The 19,068-nt window shown below is 59.3% G+C and carries 26 protein-coding genes and 1 tRNA gene; 13 read left to right on the top strand and 14 right to left on the bottom strand.

Features of this window, described 5'->3' with window-relative positions:
* Window positions 1-9 precede the first annotated feature (9 nt).
* The 3 genes from BW974_RS09040 (at window position 10) to purF (ending at window position 1,987) form a co-directional block, all read left to right on the top strand.
* Window positions 10-192 (top strand): LSM domain-containing protein, encoded by a 183-nt coding sequence (locus tag BW974_RS09040; protein ID WP_049970133.1) that lies wholly within the window; start codon window positions 10-12, stop codon window positions 190-192.
* Entirely contained in the window at window positions 189-365 is a 177-nt protein-coding gene (locus BW974_RS09035) for a 50S ribosomal protein L37e (protein WP_076429811.1), read from the top strand. Before BW974_RS09040 ends, BW974_RS09035 begins: the two co-directional genes overlap by 4 nt.
* A gap of 158 nt (window positions 366-523) precedes the next feature.
* Entirely contained in the window at window positions 524-1,987 is a 1,464-nt protein-coding gene (gene purF, locus BW974_RS09030; RefSeq protein ID WP_076429810.1) for an amidophosphoribosyltransferase, read from the top strand.
* Window positions 1,988-2,025: 38 nt separating this feature from the next.
* Here purF and BW974_RS09025 read toward each other — a convergent pair whose 3' ends face one another.
* From BW974_RS09025 to BW974_RS25520, 4 genes are all read right to left on the bottom strand, one after another.
* Window positions 2,026-2,394, bottom strand: a complete 369-nt coding sequence (locus tag BW974_RS09025) for a hypothetical protein (RefSeq protein ID WP_139328845.1) — start codon at window positions 2,392-2,394, stop codon at window positions 2,026-2,028.
* A 263-nt stretch (window positions 2,395-2,657) separates the two neighbouring features.
* The gene (locus BW974_RS25525; protein WP_175609649.1) at window positions 2,658-2,834 is read right to left on the bottom strand and encodes a DUF8027 family protein; all 177 of its coding nucleotides are present in this window, start codon (window positions 2,832-2,834) and stop codon (window positions 2,658-2,660) included.
* Between the two features lie 71 nt (window positions 2,835-2,905).
* Complete coding sequence (locus BW974_RS09020) at window positions 2,906-3,466, bottom strand: DUF420 domain-containing protein (protein WP_076429808.1); 561 nt, start codon at window positions 3,464-3,466, stop codon at window positions 2,906-2,908.
* Window positions 3,467-3,524: 58 nt separating this feature from the next.
* Complete coding sequence (locus BW974_RS25520) at window positions 3,525-3,665, bottom strand: FmdB family zinc ribbon protein (RefSeq protein ID WP_175609648.1); 141 nt, start codon at window positions 3,663-3,665, stop codon at window positions 3,525-3,527.
* A 141-nt stretch (window positions 3,666-3,806) separates the two neighbouring features.
* Between BW974_RS25520 and BW974_RS09015 the strand changes: the two genes are divergently transcribed.
* Window positions 3,807-3,891: transfer RNA gene (locus tag BW974_RS09015), tRNA-Leu, on the top strand.
* Between the two features lie 438 nt (window positions 3,892-4,329).
* Here the strand turns inward: BW974_RS09015 and BW974_RS09010 are convergent.
* The 4 genes from BW974_RS09010 to BW974_RS08995 all read right to left on the bottom strand — a co-directional run bounded on the left by BW974_RS09010 (window position 4,330) and on the right by BW974_RS08995 (window position 5,879).
* Window positions 4,330-4,665, bottom strand: coding sequence for a DsrE family protein (locus BW974_RS09010; protein WP_076430319.1), 336 nt, complete (start codon window positions 4,663-4,665; stop codon window positions 4,330-4,332).
* A gap of 55 nt (window positions 4,666-4,720) precedes the next feature.
* On the bottom strand, window positions 4,721-5,179 hold the full coding sequence (locus tag BW974_RS09005; RefSeq protein WP_245799973.1) for an acyl-CoA thioesterase: 459 nt from the start codon (window positions 5,177-5,179) through the stop codon (window positions 4,721-4,723).
* Window positions 5,180-5,255: 76 nt separating this feature from the next.
* Entirely contained in the window at window positions 5,256-5,606 is a 351-nt protein-coding gene (locus BW974_RS09000; RefSeq protein WP_076429806.1) for a glyoxalase, read from the bottom strand.
* Between the two features lie 69 nt (window positions 5,607-5,675).
* On the bottom strand, window positions 5,676-5,879 hold the full coding sequence (locus tag BW974_RS08995) for a TOBE domain-containing protein (protein WP_076429805.1): 204 nt from the start codon (window positions 5,877-5,879) through the stop codon (window positions 5,676-5,678).
* 116 nt (window positions 5,880-5,995) lie between these two features.
* On the opposite strand from BW974_RS08995, the gene BW974_RS08990 reads away from it, so the two are divergent.
* The 5 genes from BW974_RS08990 (at window position 5,996) to BW974_RS08970 (ending at window position 10,132) form a co-directional block, all read left to right on the top strand.
* Window positions 5,996-6,505, top strand: coding sequence for a helix-turn-helix domain-containing protein (locus BW974_RS08990; RefSeq protein ID WP_076429804.1), 510 nt, complete (start codon window positions 5,996-5,998; stop codon window positions 6,503-6,505).
* A gap of 65 nt (window positions 6,506-6,570) precedes the next feature.
* Window positions 6,571-7,869, top strand: coding sequence for an alanyl-tRNA editing protein (locus BW974_RS08985; RefSeq protein WP_076429803.1), 1,299 nt, complete (start codon window positions 6,571-6,573; stop codon window positions 7,867-7,869).
* An 87-nt stretch (window positions 7,870-7,956) separates the two neighbouring features.
* Complete coding sequence (locus tag BW974_RS08980; RefSeq protein ID WP_076429802.1) at window positions 7,957-9,081, top strand: acyl-CoA dehydrogenase family protein; 1,125 nt, start codon at window positions 7,957-7,959, stop codon at window positions 9,079-9,081.
* Between the two features lie 60 nt (window positions 9,082-9,141).
* Entirely contained in the window at window positions 9,142-9,546 is a 405-nt protein-coding gene (locus tag BW974_RS08975; RefSeq protein ID WP_076429801.1) for a DUF7522 family protein, read from the top strand.
* 67 nt (window positions 9,547-9,613) lie between these two features.
* A complete protein-coding gene (locus BW974_RS08970) occupies window positions 9,614-10,132 on the top strand; it encodes an HAD family hydrolase (protein ID WP_076429800.1) in 519 nt (172 codons plus the stop codon).
* Window positions 10,133-10,161: 29 nt separating this feature from the next.
* Here BW974_RS08970 and BW974_RS08965 read toward each other — a convergent pair whose 3' ends face one another.
* Window positions 10,162-10,812, bottom strand: coding sequence for a helix-turn-helix domain-containing protein (locus tag BW974_RS08965; protein WP_076429799.1), 651 nt, complete (start codon window positions 10,810-10,812; stop codon window positions 10,162-10,164).
* Window positions 10,813-11,062: 250 nt separating this feature from the next.
* Window positions 11,063-11,305, bottom strand: coding sequence for a DUF5822 domain-containing protein (locus BW974_RS08960; protein ID WP_076429798.1), 243 nt, complete (start codon window positions 11,303-11,305; stop codon window positions 11,063-11,065).
* 130 nt (window positions 11,306-11,435) lie between these two features.
* Here BW974_RS08960 and panB point away from each other — a divergent pair, with 130 nt between their 5' ends.
* Window positions 11,436-12,245, top strand: coding sequence for a 3-methyl-2-oxobutanoate hydroxymethyltransferase (gene panB / locus BW974_RS08955; protein WP_076429797.1), 810 nt, complete (start codon window positions 11,436-11,438; stop codon window positions 12,243-12,245).
* A 26-nt stretch (window positions 12,246-12,271) separates the two neighbouring features.
* On the opposite strand, the gene BW974_RS08950 is transcribed toward panB, so the two are convergent.
* Complete coding sequence (locus tag BW974_RS08950; protein WP_076430318.1) at window positions 12,272-13,048, bottom strand: alpha/beta fold hydrolase; 777 nt, start codon at window positions 13,046-13,048, stop codon at window positions 12,272-12,274.
* A gap of 171 nt (window positions 13,049-13,219) precedes the next feature.
* Here BW974_RS08950 and BW974_RS08945 point away from each other — a divergent pair, with 171 nt between their 5' ends.
* From BW974_RS08945 to BW974_RS24625, 3 genes are all read left to right on the top strand, one after another.
* Window positions 13,220-13,462, top strand: coding sequence for a DUF7127 family protein (locus BW974_RS08945; protein ID WP_076429796.1), 243 nt, complete (start codon window positions 13,220-13,222; stop codon window positions 13,460-13,462).
* Entirely contained in the window at window positions 13,459-15,723 is a 2,265-nt protein-coding gene (locus tag BW974_RS08940; RefSeq protein ID WP_076429795.1) for a CDC48 family AAA ATPase, read from the top strand. Before BW974_RS08945 ends, BW974_RS08940 begins: the two co-directional genes overlap by 4 nt.
* Window positions 15,724-15,992: 269 nt before the next feature.
* The gene (locus BW974_RS24625; protein ID WP_139328844.1) at window positions 15,993-16,175 is read left to right on the top strand and encodes a hypothetical protein; all 183 of its coding nucleotides are present in this window, start codon (window positions 15,993-15,995) and stop codon (window positions 16,173-16,175) included.
* Window positions 16,176-16,193: 18 nt separating this feature from the next.
* Here BW974_RS24625 and BW974_RS08930 read toward each other — a convergent pair whose 3' ends face one another.
* The 3 genes from BW974_RS08930 to BW974_RS08920 all read right to left on the bottom strand — a co-directional run bounded on the left by BW974_RS08930 (window position 16,194) and on the right by BW974_RS08920 (window position 18,973).
* Window positions 16,194-17,063, bottom strand: a complete 870-nt coding sequence (locus BW974_RS08930) for a DNA replication complex subunit Gins51 (protein ID WP_076429793.1) — start codon at window positions 17,061-17,063, stop codon at window positions 16,194-16,196.
* Complete coding sequence (priS, locus tag BW974_RS08925; RefSeq protein WP_076429792.1) at window positions 17,060-18,232, bottom strand: DNA primase small subunit PriS; 1,173 nt, start codon at window positions 18,230-18,232, stop codon at window positions 17,060-17,062. The genes BW974_RS08930 and priS overlap by 4 nt, the downstream gene beginning before the upstream one ends.
* A gap of 252 nt (window positions 18,233-18,484) precedes the next feature.
* On the bottom strand, window positions 18,485-18,973 hold the full coding sequence (locus tag BW974_RS08920) for a GNAT family N-acetyltransferase (protein ID WP_076429791.1): 489 nt from the start codon (window positions 18,971-18,973) through the stop codon (window positions 18,485-18,487).
* Window positions 18,974-19,068: the final 95 nt, after the last annotated feature.

The raw sequence follows: 19,068 nt of genomic DNA, 5'->3' as shown, positions 1-19,068 counted from the left end.
TTTGTTGATATGAGCGGACGACCACTCGACGTTCTCGAAGCGTCGCTGAACTCTGTCGTGACCGTACAGTTGAAGGGTGGCGAGGAGTACACCGGCACACTCACCGGCTACGACCAGCACATGAACCTCGTCATCGAAGACGAAGACACAACCATTATACGCGGCGATAACGTCGTTTCGATTAATCCATGACTGGCGCAGGAACCCCAAGCCAGGGCAAGAAGAATAAGACGACACACGTGAAATGCCGCCGCTGTGGCGAGAAATCCTACCACTCGCGCAAGAAGGAATGCTCGTCGTGCGGCTTCGGTAAGTCGAGCAAGAAACGAAGCTACGAGTGGCAGAGTCGAGCAGGCGACAACTAAACGCCTGTTGCTGATTTTCCCTCTCTCACGCAAACCGATGAGCCGTTGGCTCATCCATCATAACGAATATGCACAGTCGTGCATATTTAATGTCTTCGAGGTGCTGAATACGGCACGATAGCGAGGGTTTTTACTACCCACCCGCACAATGGATAGCTATGTCAACTGGCCGGGACGGGAACCTCGGCGGGCCGACGGAGAAATGCGGCGTCGTCGGCGCGTCACTCGCAGGTCGAGACGCGGCACGCCCCCTCTACTACTCGCTGTACGCCCTCCAGCACCGCGGACAGGAGTCGGCGGGCATCGTCACCCACGACGGATTTCAACAGCACGACCACGTTTCGATGGGCCTCGTCGGGGACGCCTTCGACGAAGCGGACATCGACGGGCTGAAAGGGAGCGCCGGAATCGGACACGTCCGCTATCCGACCGCCGGAAGCGTCGATAAGAGCTGTGCACAACCGTTTACCGTTTCGTTCAAGAGCGGGTCGCTCGCGCTCTCGCACAACGGCAATCTGGTCAACTCCGACGAGATTCGGGACGAACTCGCCGGAAAGGGCCACGCCTTCACGTCCGACGGCGACACGGAAGTCATCGCACACGATTTGGCGCGCAACCTACTGGAAGAGGACCTCATCCGAGCCGTGAAACGGACGATGAACCGAATTCACGGGTCGTACTCGCTCGCCATCATGCACGACGATACGGTTCTCGGCGTGCGCGACCCGGAGGGCAATCGCCCGCTCGTTATCGGAAAGGTGGACGAGGGCTACGTCATCGCGTCAGAATCGGCGGCCATCGACACCATCGACGGCGAACTCGTTCGCGACGTGCGCCCCGGCGAACTCGTCGTTCTCCAAGACGACGGCGAAGGATACGACTCGTATCAACTCGTGGAACGCGAGCAAACCGCCCACTGCTTTTTCGAACACGTCTATTTCGCCCGCCCGGACAGCGTCATCGACGGCAGTCTCGTCTACGAGGTTCGGCGGGAACTCGGCCGAAAACTCTGGGAGGAAAGCGGTATCGAGAGCGATGTCGTCATGCCCGTGCCCGACTCGGGTCGCGCGTTCGCGTCGGGGTACGCCGAGGCCGCACAGGAGGACGGTTCGGACGTGGAGTTCGCGGAAGGGATGATGAAAAACCGCTACGTCGGGCGGACGTTCATCATGCCGACGCAGGACGAGCGCGAGCGCGCGGTGCGCCTCAAACTCAATCCGATCAAATCGACCGTCGAAGGCAGAACCGTCACCATCATCGACGACAGCATCGTCCGTGGAACGACCTCGACACAACTCGTCCAACTACTCAAAGACTGCGGGGCAGAAGAGGTTCACATGCGAATCGGTGCGCCGCCAATCATCGCGCCGTGTCACATGGGCATCAACATGGCCACCCGCGAGGAACTCATCGCCTCGGACAAATCCGTCGAGGAGATTCGGGACGCCATCGCGGCGGACAGCCTCGCCTACCTCTCCAAGGAGGCTATCGCGGAATCCCTCGCCGTCCAGCAGGGCGACCTTTGTTTGGGCTGTGTAACCGGCGAATACCCCTACGATATCGAAGACGAGGAAACCGACCGCGACGTGTCGCGTCCCGTGATTGCGGGTTCAAGCGACTGAGAACGAGTTTTTAGAACAGTTTGTGAGCAGTTCGCCCCTCAGTTCGAGAGATAGAGCGGGACGACGACGAGATTGCTACAGGCCAGTCCAAGTATCCCCGAGAGCCATTTCGGCGTGAAGTGGAGTTCAGCAACCGTGATTACTGTGGCGAAGAGGACGAAACCGACGACAATCACGAGAGCCGTAATCGCCATCGAGTTTTCCAGCACTGCACTGATTTCCCTCCCTATTCGTGTTCGATACTCCATCACAATCAACGCACCACCGACCAAAATGCCACCACCGAGCCAGTACGGATTCGCCGCGCTTCCCGGGGCGTATTCCATATGAAACGCCCACACCATCGCAAACCCCATCAGGGCCGAGATGAAGTGGTGACCCACCCGGCGACCAGTGATTTCCGACACGGTTTCGAATACGATGTTTCTCGCCCTTAACTATATTCAATTTTAACCATTTCTCGGCGGATGAAGGGCGAGGACGGAGCGAGTGAAACGAGCGAAATTCGAGGGCCGGAGAAAATCGGAGATTTTCTCCGGCCCTCAGTCGTCTCGAAAGACTCGTATCACTCGTCTTTCTTCGACTCCTTCGCCCTTCATCCGACGAGGCCCGCAGGTTGGTTGTGTAGATTTCGATAAAATAGAGACCCAGTCTGCTCCACGTTCCGAAATTACGCTTCGTCGTTCAACAGTCGGTGAATGTCGTCCTCGCTGAGGATATCGAGGAGGCTGCCGCCGTTTTCGTACTCTTCGCGTTGACTCGGCGTGAGAAACTGCTCGTCGCGTTTTTCCAGTCGTTCTTCGAGCATTTCGTCCAAATCGTCCTCGTCGTATCCCGGAACTGGCATAGGTGTCATTGGCGTTGCTGGCGGAAATATCGTGTGGCTGATTGCCAGACGGAATCCGACAGTCGTCGTGTTCAGTACACGACGTAGAGGAGGGCGTAGACGACCACGCCGAGGGAAAAAGAAATCAGCCAAAGGCTCGCCGCAATGCGCCCGACTCGGGGGTGGTTCGTCTGCGACAGTTCGTTGATTGGGTGCGAAATCGCCAGTAGGAGGACGTAGTAGAGGAGCGGAATGCAGGCGATGGCCAACAGCATGTGAATCGCCAGCACCGGCAGGTAGACGAACTGGTAGATGGTTTCCGGGCCTGCGAAACTGGTCGGCCCCTCCAGCGACACGCGGTAGAGATACAGACCGAGGAAGGCGACGAACAGCACCACGCCGGTTAGCATCCCGGCGCGGTGGCGGGCGACGTTTCCGCGGCGAATGTCGCGCCACGCGGTTCCGATGACCGCAACTGCGACGATGCTGATGACGGCGTTGACGTGCGGAATCGCGCCGAGAACTGAGTCGGGAGCGCGCGGAATCGACCCCTTGGGAACGATGCCGAGCACCGCGGCGAACACCAGCGCGAGCGAAACCACAGTCAACAGCGCGGTCAGCGCCGGAACGTTGTTCCGAACCGTAGACTCCATGCTCGTGCGTTAGGACTCCCGCGGCATACCTGTTGCTTTACCGCAAACGGTATCTCGGTCACTTCACGATTCGGTGCAGAGGTTCACTCTCACACGAAGGACAGGAATCGAGTGGGAGGTCGAACGCTCGCCCGCAGTTCGCACAGACGTAGTCGATGTGGTTGTTTCGAAACCGATTGATGAGTCGCCGGAGGGACATCTTTCTTCCGAACGGGCTCGAACGATATGAACGTAGTGGCCCTCATCTATCATTTCTGTGCGAACCGTTCGCGTCGGCGATTCAAATGAAAGGTCTTTTATTAGGCTACCGTCTACGACTGAGTGCAGAAAGACACAGCGAGCGTGGGTAGCCAAGCTAGGCCAACGGCGCAGCGTTGAGGGCGCTGTCCCGTAGGGGTCCGCCGGTTCAAATCCGGTCCCACGCATCGCAAGATGCAGGTGGTGCCCTTCGAGGACATCACCCACGCACAATTCCTATCGAAGTAATATTCGCCAGCCACTGCTGGTTTGTTTTTTCACAACGACTCCATCGAATGGTAGAACGTTGAGGGCGCTGTCCCGTAGGGGTCCGTCGGTGAGCAGTCGGCGGTTTCGACTGCGAACGTTGTCGTGGAGCGTAGCAGAGCTTGCTCTGCAAGCGTAACGACAGAAGTTCAAATCCGGTCCCACGCATCGCATACGCGGCAACGCCGCGAACACGTGAGGCGGTTTCACCGCCGAACACGATGCAGGTGGTGCCCTTCGAGGACATCACCCACGCACAATCCTACTGAAACTACACTCACCAGCCGTGGCTGATGAGTACTGTTTTGCTATTCGTACCGGCCAGCTTTCGCTAGCTCACTTTCATACACAAAATCGAATCAGAGCCGAATGTAGGCGTACTCTCGCGCCTGGAGTCGGGTCAGTTCACCTACTCCCGAAGAAACTGTTTCGACGCCCGCGACGAGATTCGATTCGTCCACTGCGGGGTTTTGAATCGCGTTACTGCACACCTTGTATTCGACGGTCCAGTCGAGCAGTTTCCGAACATCGTCGGCGAGGTTTGAATCACGTTCGAGGATTGCGATGGCTTCTCCGGCATCGAACAGGACGGCGACGGTATCGCTTTCGAGCGTCTCGTCCGCGAGGAGATTTTGTACTTTCGCAATCGAGCGTTCGGCGGCCTCCGGCGTCGAGACGTGAAAAACGGTTTTCATGCGAACGATTCGCATACGAGGATGAAAGCAGTTGCGGTCAAACAACTAGTGGTGGTCAGAAACCCTCGTGCGTCACGATTCTGTCACGCAGTTCGGGTGCAATCGGGCTCGGTTCGCCCGTCCCCCGGTCGATAGCGACCTGCACGACTTCGGCAGTGGCGGCTACATCGTCTCCTGCGCGAATTTCGTGTTCCATCGTGATGCTCGATTCGCCGAGTTCCGTGACTCCCATGGCGACGGTCACCTCGTCTTCGGGCGTTATCGACCGCTGATAGTCGATTTCGAGATGTGCGATGACACCGCTGATTTCGTTCAGTGGCATCCCGATAACGTCCCGAAAGTAGTCGATTCGCGCCTGTTCGAGGTAGGTCGCGTACACCGCGTTGTTGACGTGGCCCATCGTGTCGAAATCGCTGTAGCGCGTTTCGACTTCGGTTGTGTAGCCGAACTCGTCCATGCAAACCGTAACCGGAAGTGAGTAAATCGGTCTGTCGGTTCGGCGCGCTCGTTCCATTCGTATTTTTATACCTCATGTGACGACTGGTTCTCGCAGTCGAACGAATCGCCGACACGATGGAAGGGTAGTTCGCTCACACCGATTCAATTTCGTGGTCGAACGTCTGCACTTCGACGGCCCGCCCCTCCGGGTCGTTTGCGAAGAAGTGATAGATGTCGTACTCCGGATTCGCACTCGGTTCCTCGTGTGCGCAGTCTTCTAACTCCTCGTACAGCGAATCGACGCCAGCACGGTCGTCCGTGACGAACGTCAGAATTCCGTCGGTGTCTACCGAGTCACGCGCGCAGAAGCCGAACAGCATGTTGTCGTACTTCAGAATCGTGCAGTCGGTTTGTTCGAGCCACACGTCCGCATCGAGTCGGTTGGTGTAGAACTCGACGGTTTCCGCGCGACTTTCGCTGGCGAAAAAGATGATTCCGCTCATATTTCGAACGACACGACGCGCTGAAAAAGCGTTTTCGTCCGCGTTTGGTTTTCGCCACTCCCCACTCGCTCAGTCCGACCGAACCATCACGTCGGTCGCTTTGACCACCGCGGTCAGTTCCATTTCTTCCTCTATTTCGAGATTTTCGACCGATTCGCGGGTGATAACCGCGGTTATCGTCTCGCCGTTTACGTCGATTGTGACCTCGGCGGTCACGTCGCCGGTTTGGAGTTCTACTACCTCTCCCGTCAGTCGGTTTCGTGCGCTTAGCATCCCAGTTCCCCGGCAGGGAGACGACGACGCCGAGGATAAACGTTCGGGCGAGTTTCCGCTACTTTGCTCCGGAATGCAAACGCGATATTGAAATGTGGCCCCTCCCTAACAGGTGTATGGCTAAATATTCGACCGGGAACTCCTCCGGCGGCGGTGGCAGCGGTTCCTGTGAACTCTGTGGCAAAGCGACCGACTCGCTGACCGAGGCGAGTGTCGCGGGCGCGCAGTTGTCCGTCTGTGAGAACTGTGCGAGCCACAACGACGCGGCACAGCCCACGAAAACCGAGAGCCGAGAACCGAGCGAACAGGACAGAAAGCGCCGGGCTGCCCAGCGGACGGCGCGGATGGACGACGCCCGAAAGGGCGACTCCCGCCACTGGGAAGAAGAGGGGACGAACTACGACAGCGACCCACTGCCGTACCTCGTCTCCAACTACGGCGACAACGTCGTGGCGGCGCGACAGGACGCAGGCCTTCAGCGCGAGGAACTCGCCGACGAACTCGACATTCCGGAAAAACACCTTCTCGCGGTCGAACAGAACCGGGCCAACCGCGCGGGCGTCGGCGGGTCGGTCATCGAAGCGTTGGAAGACCACCTCGACGTGACGCTCTCGGAATCGGCGTAGATTCGACTCGGTGCGGATTTTGACTCGGCAGAGCGTTTTTGTTCACCCGTTTCGGAGAACGGAGTATGACTCGCGCGCCAGCGGAACCCTATCGAACGCGCTTCGAAACGACTGTGAAACGACGAGACGGGCGCGACGTGGTTCTCTCGGAGACGTATTTTTACGCCGAAAGCGGCGGTCAACCCGCCGATAGAGGAACCCTCGGCGGCGTCCCAGTCGTGGACGTACAGAAGCGCGACGGAGAAGTAGTTCACACGCTCGGAACGAAAACGAAGTCGGGAGTCGAAATGGAATCCGAGTCGGGAACTGAAACGAAAGCCCACGTGGGAGCCGAAAATCCGGCCGAATCCGGGTTCGACCCGGATTCGGCCGCCAACCTGGAGTTTGACGCAGGCGACACAATCGTCGGGCAAATCGACGAGGCGTTCCGTATCTACTGCATGCGGGCGCACACCGCGAGTCACGTCCTCTACGGCGCTGGCAGGCGAATGTTGGACGACCTCGGCTACGGTGGCTTCGACATCGGCGAGGAGAAAATCCGCGTCGATTTCGAAACCTCGACGGACATCGACGACGAAATTCTCGTGGAACTCGAACGCCTGACGAACCGGGCGGTCTGGGATTCGCTTCCGGTGTCGTGGGAGCAAGTTCCCAAAGCAGAGGCGATGGAGCGCGAAGAAATCGCGTTCAACACCAAAACCGAGGAAGGCGTCCTGAGCGATTCTGATACCGTTCGAATCGTGGAAATCGAGGAGTGGGACGTGGCGGCCTGCGGCGGGACGCACGTCGAAAACACCGCCGAAATCGGCCCAGTTACCGTGCTTTCACGCTCGAACCCCGGCGAAGGACTGACGCGCGTGGAGTTCGCGGTCGGCCCGCCAGCAATCCAGCAGCAAGCGGACGAAAAATCCTCGGCGCTCGATTCGGCGCGACTCGCGGGGACGAGCGTCGAAGATTTGCCCGAAGAAATAGACAGACTCACCGGCGAACTCGACAGCCTCGAAAGCGAACTGGCGGACGCGAAATCCCAACTCGTCGGCGCGAAAATAGCGGAGTTGGCGGACGAAACGGTGTCCCGAAACGGCAGTGAGTGGCTCGTCGGCACCATCGACGGCGTCGGCCCGAACGCACTCGCAGACCGCGTCCGGGAACTTGCAGGCGATGCGGCGGACGTAGTCGCGCTCACCGGAAAGGACGGCGCGACGTTCCTCGTGGTCGGGGCAGATGGCGACGTAGAGGCCGGTGACGTGATAGACGAGGTAACCGCCGAATTCGGCGGTGGTGGCGGCGGCAGTCCGACGTTTGCGCAGGGTGGGGGATTGTCGGCGGAACCGGAAGCCGTAGTTGAATATTTGCGCAAGTAGGACACGAAACAGGTGCTTGCGGACTCTCCTCCCACCTGCTCCGTTGTAGAACGGGTATCTTTTTCCCCCGGCACTCGAAGAACCGCCATGAACCTCTCCCCGGAACAACGGGCCATTCGTGACGTGGTTCGGGAGTTCGCTGTCGAGGAAATCCAGCCGACTGCGGCGGAATGTGACGAGAACGAGGAGTTCCCCGAGGACGTGTGGGACGGACTCGCAGAACTCGATTTGACGGGCATGACGGTGCCCGAGGAGTACGGCGGCATCGACGTGGACAAGATGACCTACAGCATCGCCAACGAGCAGGTCGCCTACGGCGCGCTGTCGGTGGCCACGGCGCTGTCGGTTCACTGCCTCGCAACGTCCTGTCTCGCGGAGTTCGGCGACGAGGAACAGAAAGAACGCTGGCTTCCCGAGATGGCCGACGGAAGACCGGTCGGCGCGTTCGCGTTGTCGGAACCTGAGGCCGGGTCGAACCCGGCGGAGATGTCCACGGTGGCACGAAAGGAGGGCGACGAGTACGTCATCAACGGCAAAAAGCAGTGGATTACGAACGGCAAGCGCGCCGACGTAATCGTCCTGTTCGCCAAAACCGACCGGGACGACCCGCGAAGCGTCACCCAGTTCGTGGTTCCGAAGGACGCTGGCGTCGAAGTCGGCAAGAAGGAAGAAAAACTCGGTCTGCGCGCGAGCGACACGACGAGTCTCATTTTCGACGACGTGCGGATTCCCGCCGACTACCGCCTCACCGAGGAGGGCAAGGGACTCTCCGCCGCATTGCACATTCTGACCGGTGGCCGCATCGGCATCGCCAGTCAGGCGGTTGGACTTTCGCAGGCGGCGCTCGACCAAGCTATCGACTACGCCGAGGAGCGCGAGCAGTTCGGCAAGCCGATTGCCGACATCCAAACCATCCGGCACAAGTTCGCCGACATGCAGACGAAACTACAGGCAGGACGACTGCTGACTCGGGATGCTGCCCGACTCGCAGACACTGGCGAAGAACACCAGATGGCGGCGAGCATGGCGAAGTATTTCGCCAGCGAGTCCGCCGTCGAAATCACGAACGAAGCGGTACAGATTCACGGCGGCTACGGCTATACGACGGATTTCGACGTGGAGCGACTGTACCGCGATTCGAAAATCACGACTATCTACGAGGGCACCTCCGAGATTCAAAAGAAGGTCATCGCCCGCAATCTGCTGGGCTAACCCCATAGATTTATGCCACATCGCCGGGATGGCTGATTCGATAACCAGTTTCGTGATTCGATGACCATCTCCAACCGTTCATCCCTCGTCTCCTTCGATGTCGACTCGGCAGTTGCCGTTCTCAAAGACGTAGCAGGTGATTCCGTTCACCTCTGCGTGGAGTACGACACTGAGGACTTCAACGCCCTGTATGTCGACCAACTGACCCTCGATTTGTACGACAGCGAGCGGGAAATGGTAGACCACTTCGAGGAAGTCCTCTCCTACGTCCACGTCGATTTTATGGAAAAAGACCTCTTCGAGGAGGTGTTCCGCGATGCGGGCGGCGTCCGTTCGTTTGCTACTTTCATGGACCACGTCACCCTCGTTCGGATGCTCGTCGGGGAAGAGGGACTGTTTTTCACGGTCGACCCGGATTCCGACGTGACGGCGCTGGTCGAGACGGTCGAAGACGCAATCGAGTAATCCGACCGAACAATCGAGTAGTCCACCGACCGAAGTCCCTTTGCGCCCATCCTGCCTACAGCAACCTGTGACTGGCGACGTTGCAGCGGTGGTGTACGACCTCGATGGGACGCTCGTGCAACTCATCGTGAACTGGAAAGCGGTGGCACAGGACGTAGCGATGGAACTGGAAACTCACGGCGTCGATGCGAGCAACGCCGACCTCTGGCGGATGCTCGACTTGGCCGACGAGGCGAACGCCCGCGACGAAATCGAGACGATAATCGGCCAGCACGAGCGCGACGGCGCGCGACGTTCGACGCGCCTCCCGCACGCGGATGAATTGCTTTCCCAGGATGTTCCGGTCGGCGTGTGTTCGCTGAACTGTGAATCGGCCTGCCACGTCGGCCTCGAAACGCACGGACTCGCAAGACACGTCGATGCAGTCGTCGGACGGGATTCGGTTCCGACGCGAAAACCGCATCCGGAACCACTGCGTGCGACCCTTCGGGAACTCGGTGTGGATGGTAACGCCGTTTTCGTCGGGGATTCACCGCGGGATGAACTGACCGCAGAACGCGCTGGCATCGCCTTCGAATACGTTTGATTGAGTCGTATCTTCCGACTTCGTCCCGTCTACCGACCGCCAGCGAGCGTATTTTTCACGAGATTTTCGTGCCCGCGGCGAAGTCGCTCCGAGAGGGATTGATGTGTCACACCGAGTTCACCAGCGAGCATTTTTGCGGAGGTTTCCCGCGGAACGGAGTAATACCCCCGGTCGTGGGCGAGTTGAAGTGTCTGTCGCTGACTTTGGGTCAGACCGAACTGGCCGGTTCGTTTCTGTGTGAACTCCTGAATCGTGTTGATTTCGAGGTCGATTCCTTGAGTTTCACAATGTTCGTAGGTACGAGCGAGTGCGTCGTGGTCGCCGAATAAAATTCGGAGCTTCCACGTATCTTTTTTCCCGGTTGCGGTGAGAATCGCTCCTTGTTCCTCCACGAGAATTTGTACGAGTGCGTCGATTTTGGCGACCCACTCCAACTGGTAGAGACATTCGGTGTCGAACTCGGCGATGAGCTGGAAATTTCTCACGCTGTCGTCGGTGAGGAGGGCGGATTCGACGGCCTCGCGGTCGCTCGTTCCGGCCCAGACGAACGGTAGCAGCCGATTTCGACTGTGTGCTACGACCTGTTCGATGTCGAACCGAGTCGTGTCGAGTGTCTGGAGAGTTCGTTGGAGGGCGAACGTATCGGCGGGAAACATCACTTCGGCAATCGTTCCCGTCATACCCCCTTCTCACGCGTTCTTATTGATACCGTTATTGGCCGATTTTGGATAAATAAGCTGTACGATAGTAAAATCAAATCCCGTCCACGGTGCTTTTTCCGCGATGGCGGCGTGGACGCGGTAACAACGTATTCCCATTCGTACCAACAAGTCCGTGGCGTATCGTATCGCCAAATGTGGTCATTTCAGCCCGGTTCGCCGTTTTCTGTCCCTTCGTCCTATTTTCTTACCCTCGTCGGATTTCGGCGTCTCAGTCCGTCTGCTGACGGCGAGCGTAGAAAAACACGCAAATCGCGGTGACGAACCATACGATTGCGCCGACGCGAACCGCGAAGGAGACGCGCGACGCCCACGTCGGCAGGGATACCCCCGAAAAAAACGCGATGAGTGCGACGAGCGGCGCACCGACGACGATGGTCGTGACGAAGGTGACCTGCATCACCCACCCGTAATCGACGCCGTCCGGACTGTAGGTTTCGACTGGTTCGGGCACAGATAAACGCGGGAACCGGGCGGGCTTAAGAGTTATCAGGTCTGGTCAGCAGGCCGAGTAAGGCGGCCAATTTCCGGTTAATCCGTGGCCGACCGCGGGGGTTAAGCCCTCCGAACATGGAGTTCGAGGTATGCCAACGGTGAGGGATATTCGCGCCAAAGCGGGCGAAGCGCCGATTACGATGCTCACGGCCTACGACGCGCCGACAGCCGAAATCGTAGACGACGCCGACATCGACATGATACTCGTCGGGGACAGCATGGGCAATGCAGTGCTCGGATACGACTCCACGCTCCCGGTCACGGTTGACGAGGTTGCGAGTCGAACCGGGGCCGTCTCCCGCGGTGCCGAAGACGCGCTGGTCATCGCCGACCTGCCATTTTTGAGTTTCGGCTTCGATACGAAGACGGCGGTCGAACACGCAGGTCGAATGGTGAAAGAGGAAGGTGCAAACGCCGTCAAAATCGAGAGTGGGAGCCACACCGTGGAGTTGACCGAGACGCTCTCACAAATCGGCATTCCGGTGATGGCCCACCTCGGGCTGACGCCACAGCACGTCAACCAGTCGGGATACGCCCGACAGGGAACGTCGCAGGAAGCCGCAGAGGAAATGCTCGAACTCGCCAGAGAGCACGAGGAAGCGGGGGCGTTCTCGCTCGTCCTCGAACACGTTCCGGCGAACCTCGCGGAAACCATCACCGAGGAACTCGACATTCCAACTATCGGAATCGGTGCCGGGCCACACACGGACGGACAGGTACTCGTCATCACCGACGCAGTCGGATTGGGCGACTGGAGTCCGTCGTTCTCGAAGCAGTTTGGCAACGTTCGGGGCGAAATGAAACGTGCAGTTTCCGCGTACCGCGACGAAGTCGAATCCGGCGAGTTCCCGGCAGACGAACATTCGCACGTCGAGGAGAATTTAGACGACGTGTACTGATTCGGTGAACTTGTTCTGAATTTTTCCTACCGAACGCCTTCCAAAAACCGCGTCAGCGTTCCGTTGAACGCCTCCGGCGTTTCGAGCATGGTCAGATGCGCGGCACCTTCGATTTCGACGTATTGGCCGTCGATGACGTTGTCGGCCAGATATTTGTGATACCGCGGCGGCGTGAGCATGTCGTACTCGCCCACGATGGCGAGCGTCGGGGCGACGATTTCGTTCAACTGGTCGCGAACGTCGAAAGTGTGACAGGAATGGAAATCACGGCTCGTCACTCGCCGTCCGACGTCGTACATCGACTCCTTCGAGAGTTCGATGTACTGGTCTTCCGGGTCGTGAAACAGGCGGTCGCCGTCGTGGAGGAACTCGACGGCGCGGTCGAAATCCGATTCGAGCCAGATGAGCAAATCGTCGAGTACGGCCAGTTTCGCACCGGTTCCGACGAGTGCGAGGGCGTCCGGTTCGAAGTCTCGGTCGAGGACGAGATGCATGACTATTGCGCCACCGAGCGAGTTGCCGACGAGGGTTTTTGCGTCCGTTTCCTCGGCGACGGCCAGCACGTCGTCGGCGTAGGCCGAGATGGTGCTCCAGCCGGGGTCGGCCTCCACGTCCTCGGAGTCGCCGTGGCCACTCAAATCAAGTGCGACGACGGGGAAAGAAGAAGCGAGGCGGGCGAGTTGGGCTTTCCAGAGTTCGTGGGTGCCGCCGCTTCCGTGCACGAACAGAACCGGGTCGCCATCACCACCACGGTCTGCAATGCGATAGGCTGTCGTCCGGTCGTGGTGCGTGACTGTTTCCATGTGGTATCTCTCACGCGCGTAGAGCATAAAGTTCCGGACGAATACGCGGCGGTTTTGGACGACAATCGACGGAACCGCATTTCAACCGATTGTTCGGTAATCGAGGTACTGTAGCTCCTTCGCCAGCAAAAAGTTTAAATACTTTGGCGACTAACCACAGGTTAGCTAAACATGGCACTCGAACGTATCACACAGCAGAGTGGCAGCATCTCCCGTCGCTACAGCTACGACGACGGAGATGTCGTCGTTGCCGACTTCGGCACCGCGGACGTTTCCGTGGACGTGCTCGAAGATGTGGCAATCGTCGTCGTTGAGGACGGCGACGATGAATTTCAGACGGAGATCGACCTGCCAACCGGAGGGGCAGAAGTGTTAATCAACAACGGAATCCTAACCATAATGGAGGAACGATGAAACTCACTGTCAAGCCGTTAAAGCAGAAGGACGCGGGCCGCGGACTCGCGGCGGTTGACCGACGTTCTATGGAGGAACTTGGCGTCGAGAACGGCGACTACATCGTTATCGAGGGTCGTGGACAGGGTCGTGCAGTCGCACGAGTCTGGCCGGGTTACCCCGAAGACGAGGGTCGCGGTATCATTCGTATCGACGGCAAACTCCGTCAAGAGGCTGGCGTCGGTATCGACGACAAGGTCAGTATCGAGAAAGCCGACGTAAAACCGGCGAACAAAGTCACCATCGCGCTCCCGCAGAACCTTCAGATTCGCGGGAACATCGCGCCGCATATCCGCGACAAGTTGAGCGGACAGGCCATCACCCAAGGGCAGGCGATTCCGTTCGGCTTCGGCCTGATGGGAATGGGTTCCGGCCAGTCCATCCCGCTCAAAGTCGCCAGCACCGACCCCGAGGGAACCGTCGTCGTGACCGACTCCACCGAAATCCAGATTAGCGAACGCCCCGCCGAGGAAATCGCGGCGGGAGCGGGCGGTGGTGGTGGGACGGCACGGCCCGACGTGACTTACGAGGACATCGGCGGCTTGGAGCGCGAACTCGAACAGGTTCGGGAGATGATAGAACTCCCGATGCGGCACCCCGAACTGTTCAGTCGCCTCGGTATCGACCCACCGAAAGGTGTGTTGCTCCACGGGCCGCCCGGAACCGGGAAAACCCTGATGGCGAAGGCTGTCGCCAACGAAATCGACGCTTACTTCCGAACCATCTCTGGTCCGGAAATCATGTCGAAGTACTACGGCGAGTCGGAAGAACAACTCCGTGAGGTGTTCGAGGAGGCAGAACAGAACTCCCCGGCCATCATCTTCATCGACGAAATCGACTCCATCGCGCCGAAACGCGAGGAAGCAGGTGGCGACGTGGAACGCCGTGTCGTCGCGCAACTCCTCTCGCTGATGGACGGACTCGAAGAACGCGGTGAGGTGACGGTTATCGCCGCCACGAACCGCGTCGATGCGGTCGACCCCGCGCTCCGCCGTGGCGGTCGCTTCGACCGCGAAATCGAAATCGGCGTGCCAGACCGCGACGGTCGCCTCGAAATCATGCAGGTTCACACCCGCGGGATGCCCCTCGCGGACAGCATCGATTTGGAGGAGTACGCCGACAACACCCACGGCTTCGTCGGTGCCGACCTCGAATCGCTCGCCCGCGAGTCCGCGATGAACGCGCTCCGCCGCGTCCGCCCGGAACTCGACCTCGATTCGGAGGAAATTCCAGCCGACGTGTTGGAGGCACTGAAGGTCACGGAACGAGACTTCAAGGAGGCGCTGAAAGGTATCGAACCCTCGGCGCTCCGCGAAGTTTTCGTGGAAGTGCCCGACGTGTCGTGGCAGGACGTTGGTGGTTTGGAGGACACGAAAGAGCGCCTCCGCGAAACCATCCAATGGCCGCTCGACTACCCCGAGGTGTTCGAATCGCTGGACATGCAGGCCGCGAAAGGCGTCCTGATGTACGGGCCGCCCGGAACCGGGAAAACCCTGATGGCGAAGGCTGTCGCCAACGAGAGCGACAGCAACTTCATCTCGATTAAAGGCCCCGAACTGCTGTCGAAGTGGGTCGGCGAGTCCGAGAAGGGCGTCCGAGAAGTGTTCAGCAAGGCCCGCGAGAACGCCCCGACAGTGGTGTTCTTCGACGAAATCGACTCCATCGCCACGGAGCGCGGACGCGACGGCGGCGGTGGCTCGCAGGTCAGCGAACGCGTCGTCTCGCAGATGCTGACCGAACTCGACGGCCTCGAAGAACTGGAAGACGTGGTGGTCATCGCCACCTCGAACCGCCCCGACCTCATCGACTCGGCGCTCTTGCGTCCCGGTCGCCTCGACAGGCACGTCCACGTGCCCGTTCCCGACGAGGATGCTCGTCGGGCCATCTTCGAGGTTCACACCCGGAACAAGCCGCTGGCCGACGACGTTGATTTGGACTCGCTGGCGCGGAAAACCGATGGCTACGTCGGTGCCGACATCGAGGCCGTCTGCCGCGAAGCGGCGATGGCCGCGAGCAGGGAGTTCATCCAGAGCGTCTCGCCCGAGGACATCGGCGAAAGCGTCGGCAACGTCCGCATCACCGCCGACCACTTCGAGAATGCGCTGGGCGAGGTGACGCCGAGCGTCACCGAGGAAACCAAGGAACGCTACGAGGAAATCGAAGAGCGATTCGACAGCGCGGAACCCGAGACAGAAGAACAGTTGGGTCGGACGTTCCAATAGCACCTTTTGCCGCGTGAATGCGCCTTTGGCGCATTCACTGGCAAAATCTGCACCAAAAGCCTCCTCCCCCCCCAGCGGTCAGTCGTCGGTCCGGAAAATCTTCGATTTTCCGGTGAATAAACTGGCCGCGGTCAGTTGTGGAGGTTGCTGATTTTCGTGGTCTGTGTCGATTGCTGTTTTTCGCGATTGTGTCGCCGGTCTACGTCCCCGAAGCGAGAAACCACGCTATTTTCCCAAAACTTTTACACGTTGTTCGAAAAGAGAGTTCCATGTCCTCCCAATCGAGGCCCCTTGAGTACGCCGACGTGGTCGCGTTCGTCGTTGCTCTCGCTAGCTTCACCGTCCACGGTTTGGTGCGCTCCGATGGCATTTACCGGACAGGAACGACAGTGTTCGGTGCGTTTAGCCTCGTCGTAGCTATCGCTCTCACGATGAAAATTTGGCTTCGATAGGACGTTTCGACAAAACCGTTAGTCCAACTTTTCGGCGGCATCGCGCTCGATAAGCGGCCCAGCGTTTTCGGCGGGGAGCGTCACCACGTCCTCGGTTGCGAGGTCGTACTCGCGCTCGTCCACGCCGAGGATTTCACCGATGTCGCGGGTGATTCGAACCGTGGTTCGTTCGTCGGAGAGCGAGGGTTCCGGTTCGTCCACTGGGTCGTGTTCCTCGGCGCTCGTCTCGCTCGTCCCGTCTGGGGTTTCGGTCGAGGACGCCGTTCCGGCCGGAGCGGCGTCCTCGGAATTACCCGCGATTGCCGCCGCTTCCGCAGACGGCCGGTGGTCGTCGGATGCGGAGTTCGGTTCGGAACCGGTCGTCTCCATCGAGGTTTCCGCTTTCGAAGTTGCCGCCGCCGACTCCGCTCCGACCGGATCGGAGTCGCTCTGTTCAACCTCAGGTGATGCGGAATCCGCACCCCCTTGTTCGGTCGGTGGCTCTGGCGACCCTCCGGATTCCTCACCGGCTAGCACGTCGAGAACGGTGGATTTGTTCGATTCGATTCGTTCCACGAGGTCGGAAAATAGTTCCTGTTCCTCGTTCGTCAGTCCCTCCTCGTCCGCCGGAATCCCGGCGGCCGAGAGGCTCGCGCGTTTGACGACTTTGCCGACGCGTCGTTCGTATATCGCTTCCACGACATCCTCTGCCGTCTGAATTTCGTCGGTCAGTCGATTGACTTCGCTCGAATCGAACGGGTTGTCCGCTCGCTCCGCGGCCCGTTCGCGTTCGTCGCGCAAACTCCCGATGTAGCTCCCCACGTCCTCGTAGAAGGATTCGCGCAGATGTTGCAGACTATCCTTCGAGCGCTCCTTGCTCTGGACACTACGGAGTTCGTCGAGATTCATTCTTTCCCTTTTTCTGCCCGGCCACGCGCCATGAGAAAGTTGGCCACGTATTCCGGAGTTGATACATCTCCCGCCGGAAGCCTAAAGCTTTCGCCAGCGAGTTCGACCTGTACTTCTTCGTCCAGTTCAATCGTCACGTCGTGTCGCGTGAACGTCTCGGGAACCGCATCCCGAAGCGGGTCGAAGTCGGCCAGTTCGTCGTGCGGAATCCGTGTGACTTCCAAACTGCTCCCACCGTGGAGACTGCCGGGAAGGCGAATGAGTCGATGCGTGTCCGTCGTCACGGGTTCGTCCACCGCGGCAGTTTCGGATTCGAACACGTCTTCGGCGAGAATCTTCGCCAAGCCGTAAAACGCCGGATGCACGTCCACGTTGCCGCGCTTGATTTCCGCGTGGTTGTTTTTCGCGGCTTTGTACGCGCCGGCCGCCTTCCCCGCGCCGATGCCGTCGAACTCTTGGAGGCGTTCGAGTGCGTCGTCTTCTTCCATCGTCAGCAGTTCGTCCACGAACGAACAGAGGTGGTCGTGAACCCGCCCGCCCCATCCGCTGTCGGTCGGAAGCGTGCGCTTTTGGGTCGGATTTTTGAGGCCGATTCCGGCGACCGCTTCGGATTGGATGAGCGATTCGAAATCCGCGTCCGCCGCCCGGACGTAATCCACGATTTCTCGGCGGGCCTCGCGGTCTAGTTCGAGAACGCCCTCGTCCCGAACGTGGACGTGGTAGCCCCGACCACCCGAAAAGACGACCGTCATATCCTCGAAGCCGAAATCCCGGTCGAGCAAATCGAGTAAGTCTAACAGTTCCTCCTTTCCGCGCGCCAGCATGTCGGCGTAGGGCGTCTCGGGGGTGACGCCGGGCAGGTGGTCTGCGTCCAAGTCGAACACGAGGTCCGCGCTTCGCCACCCCTTTCCGTTCATGCTTCCCGCACCGGGGTTCCTGTAGCGCCCGGCGGAAAAATACACGTGCCGCGGACGTTCGCGTTCGAGAAACCCGCGAAGGGTTCCGAGGTCGAGGAGCGAGTTGTGGCGAACCATCGTCGTTCCCGTGCCGGGCGTCCACGGAATGTAGCCCCACTCGCGCTCGTCCGCGGCGGGCGGGAGTTCCGGTTTTACCGTCCGGTAGTGGTCGCGGAACCGTCCCCGAAGATACGCTCGCGTCCGCTCTTCCATCGTCAGTGGCAAAAACACCGAGCGGTTAAAGCGTTGTTTCTTCGCTTCAAGCAGCCGTTTCGGTTCGGAAATCGAGATACTACGGGAGAGTGGAGGGTTTGGGCAAATCCCGAGACAGCTCTGTTCACGACATTCGGCCGAATCGAGAACGTGAAGTAATGCGACGTTACTCGAAGCGAGAAAACGAATCGAAAAGTGAAACCACAGACGGAACAGCAGTCGTCCGAAAAACGAAATCGCACTCGTTCGGTTTTATCCGCGCATGAAGTCAGAAAGACGCTTCGTGATGCTCTCTTCTTCACCCAATCGGAGATAGAAGGCGTCACCGCCGTCTTCGTAATAGTTGTCGATTCGGCGTTCGACGGAGAAGCCGAGATGTCGGTAGAAGTCGAGTGCGTTCTGGTTCGTGCTGCGGGCGTGGCAGGTGACGGTCGCGTGGTTTTTCGCAACCCGTGCGACCAACCGCTGGCCGAAGCCCTCGCCCCGGAAGTCGGGATTGACTGCGAGGAAGAGAATGTAACCGTCCCGGCGTACTGCCGCAAATCCAACGATTTGTTCACCACCCTCGCCGTCCGTGAGGTAGCAGTAGACGGTTGACCGGCGGTATGCGTCGGTAAAGAACCCTCGCCGTTGTTTCAGCACGTCCTCGCTCTGCCGGATTCGCTCTTTCAACTGCCACGCCTCCTCGACGTAGCGGTTGTCGCCCGGCGAGACGACGCGCGTGTCAATATTTACACTCACTGGGAGAGAGTAGCAGACAGGTGAATATAATTCCACCGGCATCGCTCGCGGTTACCAGCCGCCGTTTGGCAAGCCTGATACCCACGGCGATGGAT

This window comes from Haladaptatus litoreus (assembly GCF_900156425.1).
Classification (GTDB): Archaea; Halobacteriota; Halobacteria; order Halobacteriales; family Haladaptataceae; genus Haladaptatus; species Haladaptatus litoreus.
The sequence above is the reverse complement of the archived record's forward strand: the minus strand, read 5'-3'. Positions and strand labels throughout refer to the sequence as shown.